The sequence below is a fragment of the Pantoea sp. RSPAM1 genome (genome assembly GCF_038816185.1).
Classification (GTDB): domain Bacteria; phylum Pseudomonadota; class Gammaproteobacteria; order Enterobacterales; family Enterobacteriaceae; genus Pantoea; species Pantoea ananatis.
Genome location: NZ_CP046137.1, coordinates 2,221,262 through 2,243,594 on the forward strand (window position 1 = coordinate 2,221,262; position 22,333 = coordinate 2,243,594).

Here is a 22,333-nt window from a genome sequence, read left to right on the forward strand (position 1 = left end):
CAGGATAAATTTAATAAGCCATTGATAATAAAGTAATTTATTAGAAATAAATCTGGCATGCGTCTTGCTAAGTATTATAAACGAGTACGAGATGAACAGGGCGACAACATCAGGCGCCCGGTAAGAGGAAACGATATGTCTACATGCCAGGACACGGCAATTCGTGCCAGTTTTTTTGATTTTGCCGCGGTGGCGAACGCGCCTGAGGCTATTCTGTCTCAGGCGCGTTATATCGAAGATGGTCTGCTCATTCTGCGTGAGGGCCGCGTAGTGGGTTTGCACCCCTGGTGTGATGTCAGCAGCAGTCAGGCAGCAGAGCGCGCTATCGATCTGCGCGGCAAGCTGATCCTGCCCGGTTTTGTCGACTGCCACATTCATTACCCGCAAACAGAAATGATCGGCGCCTATGGTGAGCAGCTTCTCGAATGGCTGAACCAGTATACGTTTCCGGTGGAGAGGCAGTACCGCTGTGCCGAGCATGCCGCGCAAATGTCAGCGTTTTTTCTCCATCAGCTACTGGCTAACGGCACCACCAGTGCGTTGGTTTTTGGCACGGTGCATCCGCAGTCGGTAGAGGCGCTTTTTAGCGCGGCCGAAGCGCTTGAGATGCGCATCATCGCCGGTAAAGTCATGATGGATCGCAATGCGCCTGATTACCTCACCGAAACGCCGGAAGAAAGCTACCAACATTCCCGCGATCTGATTGAGCGCTGGCACGGCCGTGGACGACTGAGCTATGCCCTGACGCCGCGTTTTGCGCCCACCTCGTCACCAGACCTGTTAGAGAAAGTGCAGGCGCTGCGCACGGCTTACCCGGATGTCTGGCTCCACACGCACCTCAGCGAAAACCCACAGGAAGTAGCCTGGGTCAACGCGCTGTTTCCCGAACGCAATGGCTATCTGGACGTTTACCACCACTATCGGCTGACCGGCCGGCGAAGCGTCTTTGCACACTGCCTGCATCTGGAAAATCATGAATGGCAGTGTCTGCACGATACGGATTCCGCCATTGCCTTTTGCCCGACCTCAAACCTGTTTTTAGGAAGCGGCCTGTTTAATATCAAGCGCAGCTGGCAGCAGGGCATCAAAGTGGGCATCGGCACCGATGTTGGCGCCGGAACCACCTTTAATATGCTGCAAACGCTGGGCGAGGCTTACAAGGTCGGCCAGCTACAGCAATACAGGCTGAGTGCTGCAGAAGCCTTTTACCATGCCACGTTGGGCGGGGCCCGGGCGCTGGATCTTGACCAGCACATCGGTAATTTTGCACCAGGTAAAGAAGCTGACTTTGTCGTGCTGGATCCCGCCGTATCGGCGCTGCAAAAGCTGCGTATGGGGAACTGCAAGGATATCTGGGAAAAACTGTTCGTCCTGATGACGCTGGGTGATGACAGAAACATTGTAGAAACGTGGGTTAACGGCCGACCGGTCTGGCAATCCACCACAAGGGAGAATGCCGCATGATTCAGTTTCTGCTTAATGACCAGCTCGTCACAGAAGAACGTATCGATCCCAATCTGACGGTACTCTCTTATCTGCGCACGCATCAGCGTCGCTGTGGCACCAAGGAGGGCTGTGCGTCCGGCGACTGCGGTGCCTGCAGCGTCACGCTGGGCAGCGTGGTGGACGGCAGGTTGCACTATCAGACCGTTAACAGCTGCCTGATGCTGGTGAGTGGATTACAGGGCAGGCAGCTCATCACCGTCGAAGATTTACGTGAGGGGAAAACCCTGCATCCGGCTCAGCAGGCGATGGTGGACTGTCATGGCTCGCAGTGTGGTTTCTGCACGCCGGGCTTTGTGATGTCATTGTTCAGTCTGCAAAAAAATCACAGAGGCTGGGACCGGCAGCAGGCAGAGCATGCGCTGGCCGGTAACCTGTGTCGCTGCACCGGTTATCGTTCCATTATGGCGGCGGCCGAGCAGGTGGTGACGCAGGCCCAGCCGGACAGCTTTGATCGGTGTGAGCAGCGCGTGGTTGAGCGCCTGCGCGCCCTGGAGAATCAGGCGGTCCGGGTGATTCAGGACAAAGGCCGTCACTGTTATCTTCCCACCACCGTCGCGCAGCTCGCTGCGCTCTGTGTCGCGCACCCCGATGCCGCGTTACTGGCGGGCGGCACGGACCTGAGCCTGCTGATTACCCAACGCTACCAGGGCATTCCAGTGATGATTGCGCTGGGGCAGGTGGATGCACTGAAACACTGTTATGAGGACGACGCATCCTATCACTTGGGTGCCGCCGCCTCGCTCGAGCAGGTCGCTGCGTTTATGGCGACGCGCATTCCGGGCGTGACGGAGATGCTGACGCGTTTTGCCTCGCTGCAAATTCGCCAGCTTGGCACACTGGGCGGTAACCTTGCTAATGCTTCCCCGATTGGCGATGCCTCGCCAACGCTGCTGGCATTAAACGCCTCTCTGCTGCTGCAGAAGGGCGACACGCAACGCACTTTACCCCTCAGCACGTTTTTTACCGGCTACCGGCAGACCGTGCTGCAACCCGGTGAGTTTATCCATACCATCATTATTCCAAAAGTGACGGTGTCACCAGATTTTGTTGCCTGGAAGGTCTCTAAACGGCTGGATGACGACATTTCAGCCGTGTTTGCCGCTTTCAATATTCAAACCGATAACGGCATTGTGACGGCGGCACACATTGCCTTTGGCGGGATGGCGGCAACGCCGGTGCGCGCCACAGGCTGTGAGCAGGCCATGATTGGATCGGCCTTAACCGCACAAACAATAGCCACGGCCTGTCAGGCGCTGGAAGAAACCTTTGAGCCGCTCAGCGACTTTCGCGCCAGCGCCGGTTATCGCCTGCAGGTGGCGAGCAACCTGCTGCGCCGTTACTTTTACCGTCTCAACGGATTGTCCCTGACTGAGGTAAGCCGCTATGTCCCATAATCGTCCGGCTCTGCCCGATTCAGCATTACCCCTTGCTCATGCGCGCGACATCCGCAGCGGCGTGGGGCGTAGCAATAAGCATGAAAGCGCCGATAAACACGTGTCCGGCGAGGCGATATATATCGATGACAAAGCGGAGCAGCCCGGTCTGCTGCATCTCTGTCCTCGCCTGAGCGATCATGCCCATGCCCGTATCACTCACGTTGATGTCCAGCCGTGCTACGACGTTCCCGGCGTCGTCCGCGTCCTCACCTGGCAGGACGTGCCCGGCGTCAACGATGTCGGCCCGCTGCAGCCCGGCGACCCGCTGCTGGCTGAGGACTGCGTCGACTATGTTGGGCAAATTATTATTGCCGTGCTGGCCGACTCGCCGGATGCGGCCCGACAGGGCGCGATGGCGGCAGTGATCGAATATGAGGTATTGCCTGCGCTGCTGGATGTAGAACAGGCACTGCTGCAGGGCAGTTTTGTGCAGGAGCCCCATATCCACCAGCGCGGCGACGTCGAGGCGGCGCTGGCCCGTGCGCCGCACCGCATACAGGGCGCGTTTCATATTGGCGGGCAGGAACACTTCTATCTGGAAACCCAGACGGCTATGGTGATCCCGGGTGAGGACGACGCGCTGCAGGTGTTCTGCTCCACGCAAAACCCCACGGAGGTCCAAAAGCTGGTGGCAGAGGTCATGGGCATCAGCATGAACAAGGTCACGATTGATATGCGCCGAATGGGTGGCGGTTTTGGCGGTAAAGAAACCCAGGCGGCGGGCGTGGCCTGCCTGTGCGCCGTCGCGGCAGGCCTGACCGGCCGGGCGGTTAAAATGCGCCTGGCCCGACGCGATGACATGCGGATAACCGGCAAGCGACATCCTTTTTACGTGCGCTATGATGTGGGCGTTGAAGACGATGGCCGGCTGTGTGGGGTGAAAATCGATCTTGCCGGTAACTGCGGCTACTCGCTCGATCTGAGCGGATCGATAGTGGATCGGGCCATGTTTCATGCCGATAACGCCTACTATCTCGGTGATGCGCGCATCACCGGCTACCGCTGTCGCACCAATACCGCGTCAAATACCGCTTTTCGCGGCTTTGGCGGGCCGCAGGGCATGGTGGCGATTGAGCAGATCATGGATCATATCGCCCGCGAGCGCGGTCTGGATCCGCTAACGCTGCGAAAACGCAACTACTACGGCAAGAACGAACGCAATATCACCCATTACCATCAGCAGGTGAAAGACAACCTGCTGGATGAGATTACGGCGCAACTGGAAACCAGCAGTGACTATGATGCGCGCCGCGCGGCAATCACAGCCTTCAATGCCAGCAGTCCGGTACTGAAACGCGGGCTGGCGCTGACGCCGGTTAAATTTGGCATTTCATTTACCTCCAGCTTCCTCAATCAGGCCGGAGCGCTGATTCTGATCTACACCGATGGCACGGTGCAGCTCAACCACGGCGGAACGGAAATGGGTCAGGGGCTTAACACCAAGGTGGCGCAGATTGTGGCGCAGGTGCTGCAAATCGAGGTCGATCGTATTCAGATCACCGCCACCGATACCGGAAAAGTCCCTAACACGTCGCCCACGGCGGCGTCCAGTGGCACAGATCTCAACGGCAAAGCGGCACAAAATGCCGCCGAGATATTGCGTGAGCGCATGACGACCATGCTGTGTACGCTGCACGAATGTGAGCCAGAGGCGGTGGTGTTCAGTAACGGTATCGTCCGGGCTGCCGGGCACTATTACACCTTCGCCCAGGTCGCGCAGCTTGCCTGGCTAAATCAGGTACCGCTATCGGCGACGGGCTATTATCGCGTTCCCGGCATCCATTACGATCGTCAGGCCGGTCGTGGCGAACCTTTTTACTACTTCGCCTATGGCGCAGCCTGCTGTGAAGTCATTGTGGACACGCTGACAGGCGAATACCGGCTGCTGCGGGCGGATATTTTGCACGACGTGGGCGCGTCGCTGAATCCGGCCATCGATATTGGCCAGGTAGAGGGCGGCTTTGTCCAGGGGCTGGGCTGGCTGACCTGTGAGGAACTGGTCTGGAATGACAAGGGACAGTTGATGACCGACGGTCCCGCGAGTTACAAAATCCCGGCGATCGCTGACGTACCGGCCGATATGCGAGTTACGCTGGTAGAAAACCGCAAAAATCCGCAGGACACGGTGTTTCATTCCAAAGCCGTGGGTGAACCGCCGTTTATGCTGGGGATAGCCGCCTGGTGTGCGTTACAGGATGCGGTAGCCAGCGTTGCCGACTATCGTCGGCATCCCGCGCTGGACGCGCCCGCTACGCCGGAGCGAGTATTCTGGGGCGTCCAGCGCATGGCGGGAGGCCCCCATGATTTATCATGACTGGATAGCGATTTTGCACAACCTGCGCCAGAAGCGGCAGCACTGCGTGCTGATTACCGTGTTGCGCGATCGGGGTTCAGTCCCGCGTGACGGCGGCGCGAAGATGGTGGTGACGGCCAACGAAAGTTTTCTGACCATCGGTGGCGGCCATCTTGAGTTTCAGTGCATTGCCCAGGCGCGCGCGATGTTGGAAAGCGGAGAGCGTCGTCCTCATACCGAAGACTACAGCCTGGGCGCTCGATTAGGCCAGTGCTGCGGCGGGATGACCACCATTCTGTTTGAACCCCTGATGCAGGCGCAGCCAGAAATCCTGGTCTTTGGCGCGGGCCACGTCGGGCAGGCGCTGGTCAGCCTGCTGGCCACGTTACCCTGTCACGTTAACTGGATTGACGGTCGGGACAATCAGTTTGCCTCTGTGCCACCCGGCGTCAGCGTCCAACAGCCCGACGATCCCCTGGACTGCGTGGCCGCGGCGGCGGCGGGGAGCTATTATATTGTGATGACGCACCATCATCCGCTGGATCTTGCGCTGTGTGAGGCGATTCTGCGGCGCGGTGATTTCCGCTACGTGGGCGTGATCGGTTCGCAAACGAAAAGTCAGCGCTTTCGCTACCGGCTCGAAGGCAAAGGCATTGCAGAAGACCGGCTGGCGCGCTTACGCTGCCCCATGGGCCTGCCCGATGTGAAAGGGAAACTGCCTGCCGAAATCGCCGTTGCGATTGCCGGGGAAATCATCGCGGTGTATCAGCAACAACGCGGTCAGGTTGTTCTCTAAGAGGCAACCTGCCACTATGAGACTCTGTGTTGTTCACCAGGAGCGCCTATGAACGCCCGTCAAAATCCTTTTTTTAACGTCAGCAGCTTGCCTTATCACACGCCACCTTTTGATCAGATTCAGGAAACCGACTTTCTGCCCGCGCTTCAGGCCGGTATGGAAGAAAAGCGCCAGGAAGTCCTGGCCATCGCAACCAATCCGGAAGCGGCAACCTTTTTGAATACCTGCGAGGCCCTGGAGAAAAGCGGTCAACTGTTGACTCGTGTGAGCCTGGTGTTCAATGCGATGACCTCTGCCCACACCAGCCCCTATTTACAGCAGGTTGACGAGGATATTGCGCCACAGCTTACCGCGCTTAACGACGAAATAATGCTGAACCGGCCGCTGTTTTCACGCATCGACCAGGTCTATTTGCAGCGCAACCAGCTTGATGCTGAATCAAAACGCCTGGTCGAGGTGCTGTGGCAGCGCTTTCAACTGGCGGGGGCCAACCTGCCGGAAACGCAGAAGCAGCAGTTAAAGGCGCTGAATCAGGAGGCTGCGCGACTGAGTACGCAGTTTACTAATAAGCTGCTTGCTGCAACCAAGGCGGGCGGTTTAGTGGTCAATGACGTGCAGCAGTTAGCGGGGCTGAGCCCGTCCGATCTGGCCGTTGCTCAAGCGGCGGCAGCGGCACGAGGCCTGGAGAATGCCTGGCTGCTGGTGCTGCAAAACACCACGCAGCAGCCTGCGCTGCAGTCTCTGGAAGAGCGCCCGACGCGTCAGGCGCTGTTCCACGCCGCCATGACGCGCAGTGAGAAGAACGATGATAACGACACACGAGCGTTAGTGCTGCGCCTGGCACAGGTGCGGGCAGAGCAGGCGAAGCTGTTAGGGTTTGCCAGCTTTGCCGCCTGGCAGCTTCAGGATCAGATGGCGAAAACCCCCGATGCCGCCTTTGCGTTTATGCGCAATATCGTTCCTGCGGCCCGAGCGCGGGCCGAGCGCGAAGCCGCTGCCATTCAGCAAACCATCGACAGCCAGCAGGGGAATTTTACCCTTGCCGCGTGGGACTGGAACTTTTACGCGGAGCAGGTTCGCCGGGCGCAGTACGATCTCGATGAAAGCCAGATTAAACCCTATTTTGAACTGAACAGCGTGCTGGAAAAGGGCGTATTCTGGGCCGCGACTCAACTTTATGGCATTCGGTTTACCCAACGTCACGACCTGCCGGTTTACCATCCCGATGTTCAGGTGTACGAAATCTTCGATACCGACGGCAGCGGAATGGCGCTGTTCTATACCGATTTTTTCAAGCGCGACAGCAAAGGCGGCGGCGCATGGATGAGCAACTTTGTTAACCAGTCCACGCTGCTTGACGAGAAACCGGTGATTTACAACGTCTGTAATTACACCAAACCCGCCAACGGCGAGCCTGCACTGCTCAGCTGGGATGACGTGATTACGCTGTTCCATGAGTTTGGCCATACGTTGCATGGCTTGTTTGCCAGCCAGCGCTATCCCAGCCTCTCCGGCACGGAAACGCCACGTGATTTTGTCGAGTTTCCATCGCAGATCAACGAGCACTGGGCCAGTGAGCCACAGGTATTTCGTCATTTCGCCCGTCACTATCAGACCGGGGAGGCGATGCCAGCGGCGCTACATGAAAAAATCATCAAAGCAGGCAAGTTCAATAAAGGTTACGAGATGACCGAGCTACTGGCTGCTGCATTGCTGGATCTCCACTGGCATAGCCTGGAAGGGAAAACCCCGGTGCAGTCGGTCGACGCGTTCGAACAGCAGGCTTTACACAGCGATGGTATTGATCTGGCCGCCGTTCCACCGCGCTACCGTTCCAGCTATTTTCAGCATATCTGGGGCGGGGGATATTCTGCCGGCTATTATGCCTATATCTGGACCCAGATGCTGGCCGACGATGGCTACCAGTGGTTTGTCGAACACGGCGGATTAACCCGGGAAAATGGCGACATCTTTCGGCAAAAAATCCTGTCGCGGGGCAACAGCAGCGATCTTAAAGCGTTGTATGAATCCTGGCGCGGCGGGGCACCTCAACTGGAACCGATGCTAAAAAATCGCGGCTTAGCCGAATAAGCGAAAGGGCGGTGATACCGCCCTTTTTGACTATCCCAGCGGTCCGCCTTCAATGGTTTCACACAGTCCCGCCAGCACCCGTTCACCCGTTTCTGTTTTCAGCGACTGATACCATGCCGATGTCAGATGGGGATCTTTAGCATGCGTGATGTCGCAGCGTTTACGCGCTTTCAACACCAGATCCTTAACGCGTTCAACGCGGCGCATCTGGTAACGTAACAGCGCATCCTCAATGCCAAGCGAATGTGCAGACAAGGCAGAGGCCAGTACAATCCCGTCTTCCATTGCCGCGCAACCACCCTGACCAATATCCGGCGTGGTGCTGTGTGCCGCGTCGCCCAGCAAGACTACCCGGCCTTTTACGAAGCGGTGAAAAGGTTCGATGTCATGAATCTCCACGCGATTAGTGGTTTCCACATCAATTGCCGCGATAAGCTTCTGAACCGGTTCAGACCAGCCGCTGAAGTAGTGCTGCAAATCGTGCCGCATCGTTGAACGATCCTGCGCCAGCCCGGCGGGCAGCGGCACATCAAAAAAGAAGTAGAAGCGGTTGCCGCTGACCGGCATGAGAGAGACGCGTTTACCCTCGCCCACAAAGGTGGTCCATTGATCGGCAGGCGCGATGGACTCATCAACGCTGACCAGGCCGTTCCAGTTCACATAGCCTGCGTAGCGGCGGGGCAGTTTTTCCCCCAGGACGTAATCACGAATAACCGAATGCGTGCCATCGGCTGCAACCAGAAAGTCACCCTGGGCCTGACTGTTATCTTCGAAGGTCGCGATCACGCCGCTGGCATACTGCTCCACCTGCACGATACGCTTGCCAAAATTCACCCGATGGCGGCCGTAAGCATCCAGCAGCATGGCCTGAAGCTCGGCGCGGGCAATGGGGTAGGGAAACTCGCCCACCTGCTGCACCAGGGGGGAAAGGCTAAAACGGGTGAGGGTGTCACCTGAAAAGGCCTCTTTATAGGCCATATAGGCCATGTTGCCGCCAAGGGCGCGCACTTTATCTTTCAGTCCCAATGCATTAAGGCATTTTACCCCGTTAGGCCACACGGAAATGGCCGCACCAACGGGACGTATCGTTTTGACCGCCTCAAAAACCTCAGTGTCGAAACCTGCCTGTTCCAGAGCCAGCGCGGCGGTCATGCCACCCATCCCGCCACCAATGACGATCGCTTTCATATGTTATCTCCTGTGCACATATCAGTTATTTGCAACTTTTGTACCAGGAGCGAGAGGCGCGGAGTGCGCGACTCAATGGGGGGCATGAGGGATGATAATGGCGCAGATGCACGGTCACTGTGCACCAGACTGCACCTGTCGGGTGCAGAGAAATCTGTAAACCACAGTAACCACGTGTTTTTAAGATGTTACCTATGATCTGTTTCATATTCAGCGTGATATAGATCACGTTCGCACTCATCACGACTTCGGAACCCTTTATGAAAATCGGCATAAGTAACAATCACTATCCGGAGCAGCGCAATATTTTGGTCAATCCGGAAAACGACTACATTAACCTGAAAAAGCGTAACGTTTTCTATTTCCTCAATCCGCTGCGTACGCGTTTACTGAAAAAAAATAAACGTTTCGTCTTCTTACCTGTCCCGTTTGCAATGGGACAGAAGCCCGACATCCTCCATCTGTTCAATGAAGTGGCAATAACGCAAATGAACTGGGTCGCGACGTTTGAAACCGAGTTGCCGCGCGTTCTGCCGGTAGCAGGCGTGGCCAAACACGACAATCCAGAGCTAAAACAGCTCATCCCTTATTTGCTGAAAGATAACTGTTTCGGCCTGATTGCTATTTCAGAGGCGACGCTGCACATCCAGATGAAGCTGTTTAAACCGGATGTGGCAGCGAAAATTCGGGCTAAAACGCTGGTGATGCATCCACCACAAACGCTTTTTACTCCGCAGAAAAGCGCGCGGCACAGCGACAAAATCCGTCTGGTCTTTGTCGGCAATGAGTTTTATCGCAAGGGCGGGGCCGAAATTGTGCTGGCGCTGAGTGAGCTCACAGAAGCGGGTCAGATCGATGCCTCACAGCTTGACGTGCAGCTTATCGGCGATTTGACTAAGCGTTATAACGTGGCACACCGTAAATTCCAGGACGACGAGGCTTTTTACCGGACTATCCAGGATCGTATCTCCCGCCTGAGCTTCGTTACCCATCATACGCAGATGGCAAACCCGGCACTCCTGAAACTGTTCCAGAACAGTGACCTGGGCTTGTTACCGACCTGGCAGGAAACCTACGGGTTTTCCGTGCTGGAGATGCAGGCGAGCGGCTGTCCGGTGTTAACCAGTAATGTGCGTGCTTTGCCGGAAATCAATCCGGCCAGTGCTGGCTGGACGATCGGCGGCGAGCTGAATGACGATCGTGAATATCAGGTTAACAGCGAAGCCGATAAAGATCGCCTGCGCCGGGCGCTGATCGACGGCATTAAATCGACCCTGCTGGACATTCTGGCGCACCCGGCCAGCCTGACGGAAAAGGGAGAAGGCTCAATTTTACGCATTAAACAGCAGCATGACCCGCGTCAGTACGGCGTACGACTTAACGATATTTATCGTCGCGGCGTTGTGGAATGTGTTGAACATCCGCCCGCGCTCTCAATTTAACAAGATTTATCAGACGTTACGCGTCAGAGTCACCATACTTTACTGACGCATATCTCTGGAGATCGGTTATGAAATGTCTTTTTGCTCTGCTGCTGTCCTGCCTGATGGCCAGCAGCGCACTGGCACAACCCGCACACCGCTTTCCGTCGCGCGCGCCGCTTCCTCAACTGATGCCCATCGCCGCAAAATGTGATCTCTCCAGCTGTCAGACTCGCTGTTATGTTGAGCAATCTCATTGTAATACGCGTAATTCCGGTGCCTGTAGTACCCAGGCGCAGCTTTGCGTGCAATCATGCGCTGCTCAGTGTCATTGACGGCTCCCCGCCCTGGGCGAGGATTCCCACTTAATCGAGCCGAACCTGAGCCGCGTCAAGCGATGTTGGATTTACAGGCTCTCGGTGAGTTAACACTGTCAGCCCGGCAGCTTTTGTGTTACGGGCCGCGTTAATGTCGCGATCGTGGTCGCGCGCGGATATCGCCGACCGATTGGGCGAAGTCTTGCGCGCAAATTGATAAACTGTCACCTGAATGAGTGCTGATGAAAATATATTTTACTGCATTACTCGTCGCCCTTAGCGCCAGCAGCAGCGCAACGGATTTATCCTCACAGGAGATCGCCTCGCGGGTTAAGGACGTGATAACGCCATTAATGGCGGAGCAGGGGATTCCTGGCATGTCCGTCGCGGTACTGTATAAAGGCCGCCCGCAGTACCTGAACTTTGGCGTAGCGGATATCGCCTCCGATCGACGGGTGACGGAAAATACGCTGTTTGAACTCGGTTCTGTCAGCAAAACCTTCACCGGCGTACTGGCTGGCGTGATGATACGTAACAGCGAACTTCGCCTGAACGATCCGGTACAAAAGTACTGGCCCGCGCTAAAAGGCCCGCAGTGGCAGGCGATCAGGATGGTGCACCTCGCCACCTATAGCGCAGGTGGCATGCCGTTACAGCTTCCTGCCCGCGTGGTCGATCAGGATTCCTTACTCCGTTACGCGCAGCAGTGGCAGCCCGGTGTCGCGCCAGGCATCCAGCGGCAATATTCCAATGTCAGTCTCGGCCTGCTGGGTTATCTCATGGTCAAGGGCGAGTTTGAAGAAGCCATGCAGAAGAACGTCTTTACACCCTTGCGGCTCACGCGCACCTTTTATACCGTTCCGGCGTCCATGATGTTCGACTATGCGTGGGGCGACAAAGACGGTCAGCCCGTGCGTGTCTCTCCCGGAATGCTGTCGGCAGAAACCTATGGAGTGAAGTCCACCGCGCGCGACATGATGACCTTTATGCAGGCCAATGCGAATCCCAATGGGTTATCGTCCGGCAATACGGTCTTACGCAACGGCATACTCACCGCACAGTCGCACTATTTAACGGCAGGTCAACTTTCTCAGGGGCTGGGATGGGAAATCTATCCGTGGCCAGTGAAGGCGCAAACGCTCATCGACGCCAGCGACACGAAAACCGCGCTGGAGGCTCAGCCTGCCACGCTGGTGAACCCGGTAAAACCTGCGAACCGCGCCAGTTGGATCCATAAAACCGGCTCTACAAACGGGTTTGGGGCCTAGATTGCTTTTGTCCCTCAGCTCAACAGCGGCATCGTTATGCTGGCGAATAAAAACTATCCCAATCCGGAACGCATCAAGGCGGCAGCGGCGGTTCTCGACGCGTTACAGTAATGCCGAAAATCAGGCAAAAAAATGGCCGCGCAGTGCGGCCATGCCGTGTTAAAAACGCTTACAACGTTCCGGTTCCTCCGTCAGAGCACCATACCTGCCCAGAGGCAAAACTGCACTCGTCCGACGCAAGGGTGACGTAGAGTGGGGCGATCTCAACAGGTTGGCCGGGGCGTCCCAGCGGGGCATCCGCGCCAAACTGTTCCACTTTCTCCTGCGGCTGACCGCCGCTCGGCTGCAGTGGCGTCCAGTACGGACCCGGTGCCACCGCGTTCACGCGAATCCCTTCCGGACCCAGCTGTTTAGCCAGCGCTTTGGTGAAGGCGACGTTACAGGCTTTGGTCTGCGCGTAGTCCAGCAGGATATCGCTGGGCTTAAAGGCCTGCACGGAAGAGGTGTTAATGATAGCGGCCCCGCGCGGTAAATACGCCAGCGCGGCTTTCGTTACCCAGAATGGCGCATAGACATTGGTTTTAAAGGTGGCATCGAAATCTTCTGTGCTGAGCGTACGGATGGATTCATTAAACTGTTGACGTCCGGCGTTGTTGACAAGAATATCCAGCCCACCCAGCTTCTCGGCCGCTTCTTTAACCAGCGTCTGGCAAAAGGCTTCTGAACGCAGATCGCCGGGGATAGCCACAGCTTTACGCCCCTCAGCTTCAATCAGTTTAATCACTTCAACCGCATCGGACTCCTCGTCCGGCAGATAGTTTATAGCCACATCTGCACCTTCACGCGCATAGGCGATTGCAACCGCACGGCCAATACCCGAGTCGCCGCCGGTAATCAGCGCTTTACGGCCGGTAAGGCGACCATGTCCACGATAGCTTTTTTCACCATGATCGGGGGCAGGATCCATCTCACTGGCTAATCCGGGTGCCTGCTGCGGCTGCTGCCTGAACGGCGGCTTCGGAAAGCGATCCGGGTCTTGAATGTGGCTATTTGACGTCGTCATAGTGAACTCCTTGAACAGGGTGGTCAGAGAATTTAAGCCTGGCACAGATGTGATATTTGTCACATTCAAAAGCTAATTTAATCCGTATTGGCAGATGAAAACGGGCTTTATGACGAGGTTTTGCCGACAATATTACAGATAAGCGCAGCGGAAGTAGCAGATTATGTCGGTTTTTCCTTCAGGGTGAGCGCCATCAGGCCGGAAAGCGAGCATCCTGTTCCCTGACGACACGAACAGTTTAGGCTAACGAATTGAATTAAAGCACTTATGGCATGAAAGAAGAGATGAGATTATTGCGTATGACAAAAGCGGAAAATAAGATAGGGAATAGTGAAGGTAAATGTTTGTACAAATGTTTCTGAGATGTTACTATGAGTGTCCCGGCCAGCATCACTTTATAGTTTGTGAAGTCTGGCCGGAAAGTTTTTCCCTGGTGTTGGCTGTTTCAGCGACCTGACCTTGCAGGTCAGGTTTTTTTTTACCGCTAAACAACTCGAAGCCATTGTAACCTCTGGATGATTCATTGTAAGTTATTCTTAAGTATCATCTTACCTGTACTAAAGTGCAGGTTATGTCATCGTTAAGTAAAAGAAGCAGCATGGAGCCTGAATGTTTTCTTTTTTTCTTGAAAATCAAACAATAACGGATACGCTTCAGACTTACATACAGAGAAAGTTATCTCCGCTTGGCAGTCCTGAGTACGCTTACACTGTTGTGAGCAAAAAAAATCCTTCAAATGTTCTGATTATTTCCAGTTATCCTGACGAATGGGTTAGGTTATACCGTGCTAATAACTTCCAGTTAACCGATCCGGTTATCCTTACCGCCTTTAAACGCACCTCACCCTTTGCCTGGGACGAGAACATCACATTGATGTCCGATCTCCGGTTTACCAAAATTTTCTCATTATCGAAGCAATACAACATCGTTAATGGCTTTACCTACGTGCTCCACGACCATATGAACAACCTGGCGTTGCTGTCGGTCATCATTAAAGGCAACGACCAGGCCGCACTGGAACAGCGTCTTGCCTCAGAGCAGGGCACGATGCAGATGTTGCTGATCGATTTTAATGAGCAGATGTATCGACTGGCTGGCGCAGAAGCGGAAAGAGCACCGACGGTGAATCAAAACGCCGATAAAACCATCTTTTCTTCGCGTGAGAATGAAGTGTTGTACTGGGCGAGTATGGGGAAAACCTACTCTGAGATTGCCGCCATTACCGGCATTTCTGTCAGCACGGTGAAATTTCACATCAAAAATGTGGTGGTTAAACTGGGCGTCAGTAACGCCCGACAGGCTATCAGACTGGGTGTTGAGTTAGATCTTATCAGACCGGCAGCGTCAGCGGCCAGGTAGTGACGGCGACGGGCGCGCAGCCCGTACGTGCAACAATATCCCCACCCAACTGCTGTTTATCGGCTTTCCCGGCTGGCAGCGTCAGCAGATAAATACGCTCTTTTTCCGTCAGAAAAGCTTCTTTGACCACGCTGATTTGCCATCCGGACCGTTTAAGTATTTTCAGCATTGCCCGGCTGACTATCGTGTAGATATGCGTATAAGCATTGTTCTGCGCCCAGTTCACCATGGCCAAAAACAGCACCTGGCTGACAGGATAGTGCTCACCCAGCAGTTCGCGCGCGCGGGCTTTATCAACAAAAAAACGGCTGGACTCGGTGCCGTAAGCGGGCAGGGGAACGTCGTCAAAACAGTGACGAAAGGTGTGGGTAATCATATTGGGGCGATCCAGACGGGTAAAGCGGACACTGCACACTAATTGCCCTTCGCAGATACCCAGAATATAACGCGTCCCTGGGCCATCAAACTCATCAGACTCCATGCCCTGACTGCACACCACTTCCCATCCCAGGCGGTCGCTAAAAGTTTTTTTTCTGAGCTTATAAAGTTCTTCTGAACGTGTGGTTTGCAGCTCTTCATAACTGACGTCAAACAGTTCAAGCATTCCATTTCCTCTAAAAGTTACTGCAGCCCTCACGGCTATCCTGTACTGATTTTACTAACTTTTCACTCTGACGTTCAGCTAAATAACATTTTATTCATCTGAAATTAGGGCTGCTCAGTCGTTCAGTGGGCAGGATAACGCAACTCGGGCGGTAAAATTCTCCCTGAAGCGATATTATTTGCCATAACGCAACAGAAAACAATAAAAATAGTAACAAGGTTGTACTATTTCAAAGGTACATATTCGCCATGTCATAGCGATTTTATATGAGAACATTACAGGCTTATAACAAAGTAACCCTACCTGGTGTCAAAAGTATTTCATCAACATTGTCTCGATCGATAAGTTATCAATATGCACTGCATCACAAACCCGCAAAAAAACTAAATATCATAAATTGGCTGTTAATTTCTGGAATTGTTGCTGCTCCTCCAGACTACTAATACTTGAGCCTGGCCTGCCTGTACAGGCAGAGCGTGGAAAGCTGACTGAACAGGTTTTTCACCTAATTATAAGGCTCATAACAATGACTCTATCCTCTGTATCCTCTGTGCTCACGACAAAAGATAAAATGGGTTACGGCATCGGTGATGCCGCCAGTTCAATGGTGTGGCAAACCGCCACCTTGTTTCTCGCCTACTTTTACACGGATGTGTTTGGGCTACCGGCCGCCATTATGGGGACGATGTTTTTAGTGGTTCGTCTGGCCGATGCCTTTGTCGATCCCTGTATCGGGGCGCTGGTCGATCGCACCCGAACGAAGCATGGTCGTTTTCGGCCCTGGCTGATGTGGTTTGCGATTCCGTTTGGCGTCAGTTGTCTCATTACCTTTTATGTTCCGGATGTGGGCTCCACGGCGAAGATCGTCTATGCCTGTGTTACTTACACGATTCTCAGCTTCATTTATTCTGCGATAAACGTCCCTTACTGTGCCATGCCCGGCGCACTGACGCTCGATCCCCGCGAACGCCATTCTTTGCAATCCTGGCGGTTTGCCTGCGCGTTTATCGGCGGGCTGGTGGTGACCGTAATCGGGCTGCCGCTGGTGGATTTGTTAGGTCAGGGTGACAGGGCAAAAGGCTACCTCTTTGCCATGGGCTTCATGGGGTTCTTAGGCGTCATTTTAATCTACTGCTGCTTCTTTATGACCCGGGAACGTTATTTACCCCGCAGTGACAGCGCAAACTCAATGTGGTCCGACCTCAAGGCGCTGAGTAAAAACAGCCAGTGGTGCATCATTGTTATTTTTAACATCCTGCTGCTCACGGCGGTGGTAACACGCGGCTCTTCCACCATTTATTACATGAACTACGTTTTATTGCGTCCTGACCTCGTATTCACTTTTATAATTACCGGCATGATAGCGGCATTGTGCGGGGCCTTTTTTTCAGAGCGGTTATTGGGAAAATTTGATCGCGTGCGCACTTATCAGATCTGCCTTGCCAGTTTTGTTTTTTTCGTCACCACGATTTATTTTATTCCGCCTTCTCAGGTCTGGCTGATCATTGCCGTGAATATTGTTTTTGGTTTTGTTCAGAACCTGACCACGCCCATTCAATGGAACATGTTCTCGGATGTGGTGGACTTTGAAGAGCAGCGCAGCGGAAGACGACTGGACGGCCTCGTATTTTCAACGGCGCTGTTTGCCATCAAATTTGGCCTCGCCATGGGCGGGGCTGTCGTGGGCTGGATTCTGGGACTGGTTCATTACCAGCCAGGCGTGGCCGCACAAACACCTCGTGTCATCACCAGCATTAATCTGATGCACAACATTATTCCCGGCGTTCTGTTTACCTGCATGTTGCTGCTGCTTTTTCTCTACAAACTGAACAGCACGCGGGTGAACGCTATCGCCCTTGAACTGGCCTCGAAGCGCGCTGCTGAAGAGAAAATGGACGCCAGTAAGGCTATCTGAAATCTGCACAAAGGAGTGAAACATGACTGCAATCTATCAGGATCCTCATCGTCCGGTCGCTGAACGCGTCGCAGATCTGCTGCCGCGCATGACGGCGGAAGAAAAGTTCGCGCAGATGCATGCTTACTGGCTCATTCTGGATGAAGAGGGCAATCACCAGGAACGCACAGATTTAAGCGATGAGTTTACTGGCGTCAGTGCCCGAACGGCCCTGAAAGAAAGATTAACCCGCGGTATAGGTCAGATTACCCGGCCACTGGGAACGCATATCGTTGACGCGCTGACTGGCGTCCGGGCGGCGAATCGCCTGCAGCGCGACGTGACCGAAGGCTCACGCCTGGGCATCCCGGCGCTGCTGCATGAAGAGTGCCTGGTCGGTTTGCTCTGCAAAGGGGCCACGTTGTTTCCCTCATCGCTCAACTATGGATCGACCTGGGATCCTGACCTCATCAGGCGGGCGGCACAGCGCATTGGCACAGAGGCGCGTTCTGTTGGCTGCAAGCAGGGGCTGGCGCCGGTACTGGATGTGTCCCGCGATGTCCGCTGGGGCCGGACAGAAGAAACCTTCGGGGAAGATCCCTGGCTGGTGGGCGTCATGGCCACCGCCTACGTCGAGGGCCTGCAGGGCGACACGCGCGATCTGTTAGCCACGCTGAAGCACTATGTCGGCCACTCATTCAGTGAGGGCGCCCGTAATCACGCACCGGTACACCTGGGTTTTAGCGAGTTAAACGACATTTTTTTGCTGCCGTTTGAAATGGCGGTCAAGCTGGCGAATGCGGGTTCAGTCATGCCGGCATACCACGACATCGATAATCAACCCGGCCACAGCGATCGTTTTTTACTGACCCAGGTCTTGCGTGAGCAGTGGGGATTCGACGGCATTGTCGTCGCTGATTACGGCGGCGTCAGCCTGCTTCATCAGCATCATGGCGTGGCGCAGGATGCGGCAGAATCTGCCGCGCTGGCTTTTAACGCCGGGCTGGACGTCGAATTGCCCAAAGATGACTGCGCTCGCCATCTGGCAGACGCCGTGGCACGTAATCTGTTGTCGATGGAGAAGGTGGATGAAATTGTTGGCCGCATCTTAACCGAAAAGTTTCGTCTGGGCCTGTTCGAGCAGCCCTACATTAATGAAGCGACGATTTCACTGCAGGACGAGGAAACCCGTCAGGTCGCCCGGGAGGTTGCCACGCGCTCGATCACGCTACTGGAAAACAACGGCATTCTGCCGCTGCGACAAGCCAGTCGCGTTGCGGTAGTGGGCCCCTGTGCAGACGATCCCCTCGCGCTACTGAGTGGCTACAGTTTTCCTGTTCACCTAATCATTAGCGATATGCTGGAGGAAACCTCGCAGGTAACGACGCCGCTCGCCGCCCTGCGCCATACGCTGGGGCAGCAAAACGTCAGCTATGCCAAAGGCTGCCATATTATTGAGAAACGCGCGGCAGGCGCTCCCGTTTTCCCTGGAGACAGCGGGGCGAAACCTGTGCAGCAGTCGCCTGTTTCACAGGATACGCATCTGATTGCGGAGGCGGTTCGCGTGGCACAAGAAAGCGATGTCGTTGTTACCTGCGTAGGCGATCTGGCGGGCCTGTTCCAGAGCGGCACCGTGGGCGAAGGTTCTGATACCGACAGCCTGAATCTGCCAGGCGTGCAGCAGTTATTGCTGGAGTCCCTTGTGGCCACCGGAAAACCGGTGATCGTGGTCATGACCGGAGGGCGACCTTATAACCTGCAGGGCCTGGAAAACAAGGTCGCCGCCTTTCTGCTGGCCTGGGCGCCGGGACAGGAAGGCGGCTGGGCGATAGCGGATATCCTCACCGGCCGCGCAGAGCCGCAGGGCCGCTTGGTGGTGAGCGTTCCGAAGAACGTCGGTGCGATGCCGTTCTATTACAACCACAAACTGAAAAGCGGCGGCACGCCAATCGCCTTTCATTTTGGCGCACGCTATCCGTTTGGCTACGGTCTGAGCGGGACAACGTTTAGTTGGGGCACGCTCCAGTCCGGGCAGGACAGCGTCGCGATTGACGGTGAAATCCGCCTCAGAATGACGCTAACCAATAGCGGTCAACGGCAGGGCAGTGAAGTGGTTCAGCTTTATGTCCGGGACAAGGTCGCCAGCATGGTGCGCCCGCTTCAGGAGCTCAAAGCTTTTCAGCGCGTCACGTTACAACCGGGTGAAACGGCTGAGCTGTGCTTTACGCTTCCCGTCGATATGCTTAACTTTACCCGTCGCGATGGCAAGCGCATTGTTGAGCCGGGCGAGTTTGAGCTCCAGGTCGGATCGTCCTGTCGCGATATTCATAGCGTCCGCACGGTAACGGTAAGAGGCGAAACGCGTGTTCTGCCTTGCCACTGGCGCATGTTAAGCGACTGCAAGGTCAATATGATCTGATGCGTTAACCCTGTCCATTGAGAAGTGGACAGGGGCAACCCTTGCGTTTTTGCAGCGTAAAGATCAGCGCGCTGCGCTTAAGGCTTTCGTCAGATAATGACGTTGCATGCCCGGTTGAGGGAAATCCGTTAACGACATCTGTCGGGCATAACCCTGCTTCTGGTAGAAGGGCAGCGTCTGGAAACTAAAGGTATCCACCAGGGCACTGTGGCAACCCGCTGCGACAGCATCCTGTTCGGCTGCATGAACCAGCTGCTGGCCAAGGCCTGAACCGCGCACGGATTCACTCACCCAGAGAAACTCAATACAAAGCCAGTGCCCTTTTTGGCTACCAATCAGTCCGCCCAGCAATGTTCCCTGCGGATCACGACAAAATACCGCCAGCGGCCCCCATGTCGATGTATCGATGAACGCGTTGTTATAGGCGCGCAGCCCGTCCAGTAAATCCTGCTTATCGTTTTCGGTGTAAGACCGCGTGACGGCCAGGGGAAAGTGATATTGGGTCATTATACCTCCAAAATATCCGCTGCCGGGGATAAATACGTTATCAGGCGAAAGAGCAGCAAGTCTGATAATATCCCCTGACGGGGATAAATTCTCACTTTTTAAGGAGCGTACAGCATGATTTACAGCCCTCGCCAGTTGGCAAATCAGGTCAGGCTATTGCGGCAGCAAAACGGCTGGACCCAGGTCGAACTGGCGAAAAAAGTGGGCCTGAAACAGGCAACCCTGTCTCACTTCGAAAATGCCCCTGATACAACCTCGCTGGCAACCTTGTTCAAAATCTTACAGGCGCTCGATCTTGCTCTGTCGCTTCATGAAAACAGCGCATCCTCAGCCCCGGCTGAGGATGCCTGGTAATGGCAAAGCTCATTGCCTGGATAAACGGCGAGCGTACGGGAACGCTGACGCTGCATCACAACGGCGCGCTGCATTTCCAGTATGACGCCAACTGGCTTCAGCATCCGCTTGCCAGACCTCTCTCGCTTTCGTTGCCCTTACAGCGCGCCGCGATGCATTCTGAGAAAGTCGTGTACTTTTTCGAAAACCTTCTCTTTCCCAGCATGTTGTTCGAAAAGGATTTTTACCCGATTAACCCGATAAAATCCTGTGAGGTATTTGCAGCATTGCAGAAAGTGGGACACACATTACCCGGGGCGCTCAGTCTGCTGCCGGCAAAGCGGCAGCCCGTCGCGCCGGACCAGGCAACGCACAGCGTCTTCAGCCCCGCCGATGAGGCACAGCAGTTCGATATCGATAATGCGTATCTGTGTCTGTCACTGGCCCGGGAGCTGACTATCCCGGTGCCGGATGCCGTGTTAGTTCATGAGAACGGCATCCGTAAATTGAGAACAGAACGATACGATCGCCGTTGGCGTCACGATGGACAACACCTTTATCATCTTCCTGAAGAAGACGTGTGTCAGGCGCTCGGCGTGCCGATCTCCGGCCGCGATGAGCAGCAGGGCGGTCCGGGAATTGATGACATCATGGCCTTGCTGATGGGCTCAAGCTCCGCCATGAAAGACCGTGAGGATCTGATGCGCTGTCTGGTATTTCAGTGGCTAACGGGCATCACGCAGGTCAACGCTAAACATCTCTCACTGCTGATTGCTCGCGGTGGTAGCTTCCGGCTCGCGCCTTTTAAGCATCTTCTTTCCGCCTGCCCGGGGCTTTCTCTGCGCACAACAGACAGACAGGATTTCCAGCTGGCGATGGGCGTGACAGGCTCTGAGGGCAAACAGCATCACATTGACGCGATTGGGCCCGCGCATTTTCTTGCTCTTGCGGGGAACGTGGGGTTCAGTCAGGCAGCGATGCGGCAGATACTGGCGGCCTTTATTCCGGGCTTGCCTGCCGCGATTGTTAAGGTGCGGGACAGCCTGCCCGATGATTATCCCCTGACGCTCGCCGATGCGGTTTTTAGCCACGCCATGATGATGCTGGAAAGGGTGCGCCAGGCGATCTGAGGTTAATCGCCCTCTGGTGCCCGGCGTCAGGGTTTTACTGCTACATAATTAAGATGGCCGACTACGCCGCCTTTGCCGCCATCCCGGGGATGATTATTGCCATCGGTGACCGGCACCGAGGCGAAATCGAAAGGCGAAACGCCCGTCAGACAGGCGGCATTCACGCCGTACTGTTCAGGATTAGAGCGGCTTTGATGAAACGTGTAGATGCCACAAATGGAACAGAAGTAGTGGACTGCCTCACCCGAATTAAAACGGTACTCGCTTAGCGTCTCTTTGCCTTTCACCACCTCAAGCCCCGAGACGGGCGCAAACACCACGACCGCGCCGCGCATACGGCAGAAAGAGCAGTTACAGCGCCGGGCCGTGTTCAGGCCATCCAGCAGTTTTACGTTAAACGCTACCGCGCCACAGTGGCACTGAGCCGATATCGCATCAGACATGGTTTGCTCCTTTTTTCATCCTGCAACCTCTGGGGGGCGACAGGAATGAAGCGTTGGTGGCACAAGTAAAACAGGGGATCCCGGCGGGTATTGTGACGGGTTGAGGGCAAAGACACCAGAGGGATCCCGCAGCCTACAGATTTTTCTTCAGCATCCTGCGTTTGGTGCGCTGATGAGGGCCGATCTGCAAGTTAGCGTTGCGTTCAACGGGCACTCTTGCACGCGATAACCCGCGGCGGGCGGCACTTGGGCCACAGCCGCGCCT

16 protein-coding genes and 1 pseudogene are annotated in these 22,333 nt (G+C 55.1%); 12 read left to right on the top strand and 5 right to left on the bottom strand.

The features are described from left to right. Nucleotides 1–135 precede the first annotated feature (135 nt). From guaD to dcp, 5 genes are read left to right on the top strand one after another with little or no spacing between them, the layout of a single operon-like run. The gene (guaD, locus tag GKC68_RS10950; protein WP_047715216.1) at nt 136–1,464 is read left to right on the top strand and encodes a guanine deaminase; all 1,329 of its coding nucleotides are present in this window, start codon (nt 136–138) and stop codon (nt 1,462–1,464) included. Continuing rightward, entirely contained in the window at nt 1,461–2,900 is a 1,440-nt protein-coding gene (gene xdhA / locus GKC68_RS10955; protein WP_342656846.1) for a xanthine dehydrogenase small subunit, read from the top strand. Before guaD ends, xdhA begins: the two co-directional genes overlap by 4 nt. Next, nucleotides 2,890–5,256, top strand: a complete 2,367-nt coding sequence (gene xdhB, locus GKC68_RS10960) for a xanthine dehydrogenase molybdopterin binding subunit (protein ID WP_342656847.1) — start codon at nt 2,890–2,892, stop codon at nt 5,254–5,256. The genes xdhA and xdhB overlap by 11 nt, the downstream gene beginning before the upstream one ends. Continuing rightward, the gene (gene xdhC, locus GKC68_RS10965) at nt 5,243–6,031 is read left to right on the top strand and encodes a xanthine dehydrogenase accessory protein XdhC (RefSeq protein WP_110145614.1); all 789 of its coding nucleotides are present in this window, start codon (nt 5,243–5,245) and stop codon (nt 6,029–6,031) included. Before xdhB ends, xdhC begins: the two co-directional genes overlap by 14 nt. A gap of 48 nt (nt 6,032–6,079) precedes the next feature. Continuing rightward, the gene (gene dcp, locus GKC68_RS10970; protein ID WP_058705806.1) at nt 6,080–8,122 is read left to right on the top strand and encodes a peptidyl-dipeptidase Dcp; all 2,043 of its coding nucleotides are present in this window, start codon (nt 6,080–6,082) and stop codon (nt 8,120–8,122) included. A 30-nt stretch (nt 8,123–8,152) separates the two neighbouring features. On the opposite strand, the gene hpxO is transcribed toward dcp, so the two are convergent. After that, complete coding sequence (gene hpxO, locus GKC68_RS10975) at nt 8,153–9,310, bottom strand: FAD-dependent urate hydroxylase HpxO (RefSeq protein WP_047715211.1); 1,158 nt, start codon at nt 9,308–9,310, stop codon at nt 8,153–8,155. A 260-nt stretch (nt 9,311–9,570) separates the two neighbouring features. Between hpxO and GKC68_RS10980 the strand changes: the two genes are divergently transcribed. Together GKC68_RS10980 and ampC are read left to right on the top strand one after the other, a co-directional pair. Then, entirely contained in the window at nt 9,571–10,752 is a 1,182-nt protein-coding gene (locus GKC68_RS10980; protein ID WP_047715210.1) for a glycosyltransferase family 4 protein, read from the top strand. Nucleotides 10,753–11,290: 538 nt separating this feature from the next. Then, nucleotides 11,291–12,427, top strand: a pseudogene (gene ampC, locus GKC68_RS10985) (class C beta-lactamase). 58 nt (nt 12,428–12,485) lie between these two features. On the opposite strand, the gene GKC68_RS10990 reads toward ampC, so the two are convergent. Beyond that, nucleotides 12,486–13,379, bottom strand: coding sequence for an SDR family oxidoreductase (locus tag GKC68_RS10990; RefSeq protein WP_028724274.1), 894 nt, complete (start codon nt 13,377–13,379; stop codon nt 12,486–12,488). A 609-nt stretch (nt 13,380–13,988) separates the two neighbouring features. On the opposite strand from GKC68_RS10990, the gene GKC68_RS10995 reads away from it, so the two are divergent. Continuing rightward, on the top strand, nt 13,989–14,738 hold the full coding sequence (locus tag GKC68_RS10995; RefSeq protein ID WP_028724275.1) for a LuxR family transcriptional regulator: 750 nt from the start codon (nt 13,989–13,991) through the stop codon (nt 14,736–14,738). Here GKC68_RS10995 and GKC68_RS11000 read toward each other — a convergent pair. Next, nucleotides 14,710–15,342 (bottom strand): acyl-homoserine-lactone synthase, encoded by a 633-nt coding sequence (locus GKC68_RS11000; RefSeq protein ID WP_028724276.1) that lies wholly within the window; start codon nt 15,340–15,342, stop codon nt 14,710–14,712. The genes GKC68_RS10995 and GKC68_RS11000 overlap by 29 nt on opposite strands. 526 nt (nt 15,343–15,868) lie before the next feature. Between GKC68_RS11000 and GKC68_RS11005 the strand changes: the two genes are divergently transcribed. Next, a complete protein-coding gene (locus GKC68_RS11005) occupies nt 15,869–17,257 on the top strand; it encodes an MFS transporter (protein WP_028724277.1) in 1,389 nt (462 codons plus the stop codon). Nucleotides 17,258–17,279: 22 nt separating this feature from the next. After that, complete coding sequence (locus tag GKC68_RS11010; RefSeq protein ID WP_342656848.1) at nt 17,280–19,655, top strand: glycoside hydrolase family 3 N-terminal domain-containing protein; 2,376 nt, start codon at nt 17,280–17,282, stop codon at nt 19,653–19,655. Between the two features lie 63 nt (nt 19,656–19,718). Here the strand turns inward: GKC68_RS11010 and GKC68_RS11015 are convergent, their stop codons facing one another. After that, a complete protein-coding gene (locus GKC68_RS11015; protein WP_058705722.1) occupies nt 19,719–20,162 on the bottom strand; it encodes a GNAT family N-acetyltransferase in 444 nt (147 codons plus the stop codon). Nucleotides 20,163–20,276: 114 nt separating this feature from the next. On the opposite strand from GKC68_RS11015, the gene hipB reads away from it, so the two are divergent. Both hipB and GKC68_RS11025 read left to right on the top strand, forming a co-directional pair. Further along, entirely contained in the window at nt 20,277–20,516 is a 240-nt protein-coding gene (gene hipB / locus GKC68_RS11020) for a type II toxin-antitoxin system antitoxin HipB (RefSeq protein ID WP_013025828.1), read from the top strand. Next, a complete protein-coding gene (locus GKC68_RS11025; protein ID WP_342656849.1) occupies nt 20,516–21,625 on the top strand; it encodes a HipA domain-containing protein in 1,110 nt (369 codons plus the stop codon). The genes hipB and GKC68_RS11025 overlap by 1 nt, the downstream gene beginning before the upstream one ends. Nucleotides 21,626–21,651: 26 nt before the next feature. Here GKC68_RS11025 and GKC68_RS11030 read toward each other — a convergent pair whose 3' ends face one another. Further along, entirely contained in the window at nt 21,652–22,068 is a 417-nt protein-coding gene (locus tag GKC68_RS11030) for a GFA family protein (RefSeq protein WP_047715204.1), read from the bottom strand. Nucleotides 22,069–22,333: the final 265 nt, after the last annotated feature.

Bases quoted from the DNA above. Each gene is read 5' to 3' on its own strand.
- GKC68_RS10980 (WP_047715210.1), top strand. From the start codon at position 9,571: ATGAAAATCGGCATAAGTAACAATCACTATCCGGAGCAGCGCAATATT.
- hipB (WP_013025828.1), top strand. From the start codon at position 20,277: ATGATTTACAGCCCTCGCCAGTTGGCAAATCAGGTCAGGCTATTGCGG.
- GKC68_RS11030 (WP_047715204.1), bottom strand. From the start codon at position 22,068: ATGTCTGATGCGATATCGGCTCAGTGCCACTGTGGCGCGGTAGCGTTT.
- GKC68_RS11000 (WP_028724276.1), bottom strand. From the start codon at position 15,342: ATGCTTGAACTGTTTGACGTCAGTTATGAAGAGCTGCAAACCACACGT.
- GKC68_RS11015 (WP_058705722.1), bottom strand. From the start codon at position 20,162: ATGACCCAATATCACTTTCCCCTGGCCGTCACGCGGTCTTACACCGAA.
- hpxO (WP_047715211.1), bottom strand. From the start codon at position 9,310: ATGAAAGCGATCGTCATTGGTGGCGGGATGGGTGGCATGACCGCCGCG.
- xdhC (WP_110145614.1), top strand. From the start codon at position 5,243: ATGATTTATCATGACTGGATAGCGATTTTGCACAACCTGCGCCAGAAG.
- GKC68_RS10990 (WP_028724274.1), bottom strand. From the start codon at position 13,379: ATGACGACGTCAAATAGCCACATTCAAGACCCGGATCGCTTTCCGAAG.
- GKC68_RS11005 (WP_028724277.1), top strand. From the start codon at position 15,869: ATGACTCTATCCTCTGTATCCTCTGTGCTCACGACAAAAGATAAAATG.
- guaD (WP_047715216.1), top strand. From the start codon at position 136: ATGTCTACATGCCAGGACACGGCAATTCGTGCCAGTTTTTTTGATTTT.
- xdhB (WP_342656847.1), top strand. From the start codon at position 2,890: ATGTCCCATAATCGTCCGGCTCTGCCCGATTCAGCATTACCCCTTGCT.
- GKC68_RS11025 (WP_342656849.1), top strand. From the start codon at position 20,516: ATGGCAAAGCTCATTGCCTGGATAAACGGCGAGCGTACGGGAACGCTG.
- xdhA (WP_342656846.1), top strand. From the start codon at position 1,461: ATGATTCAGTTTCTGCTTAATGACCAGCTCGTCACAGAAGAACGTATC.
- GKC68_RS10995 (WP_028724275.1), top strand. From the start codon at position 13,989: ATGTTTTCTTTTTTTCTTGAAAATCAAACAATAACGGATACGCTTCAG.
- GKC68_RS11010 (WP_342656848.1), top strand. From the start codon at position 17,280: ATGACTGCAATCTATCAGGATCCTCATCGTCCGGTCGCTGAACGCGTC.
- dcp (WP_058705806.1), top strand. From the start codon at position 6,080: ATGAACGCCCGTCAAAATCCTTTTTTTAACGTCAGCAGCTTGCCTTAT.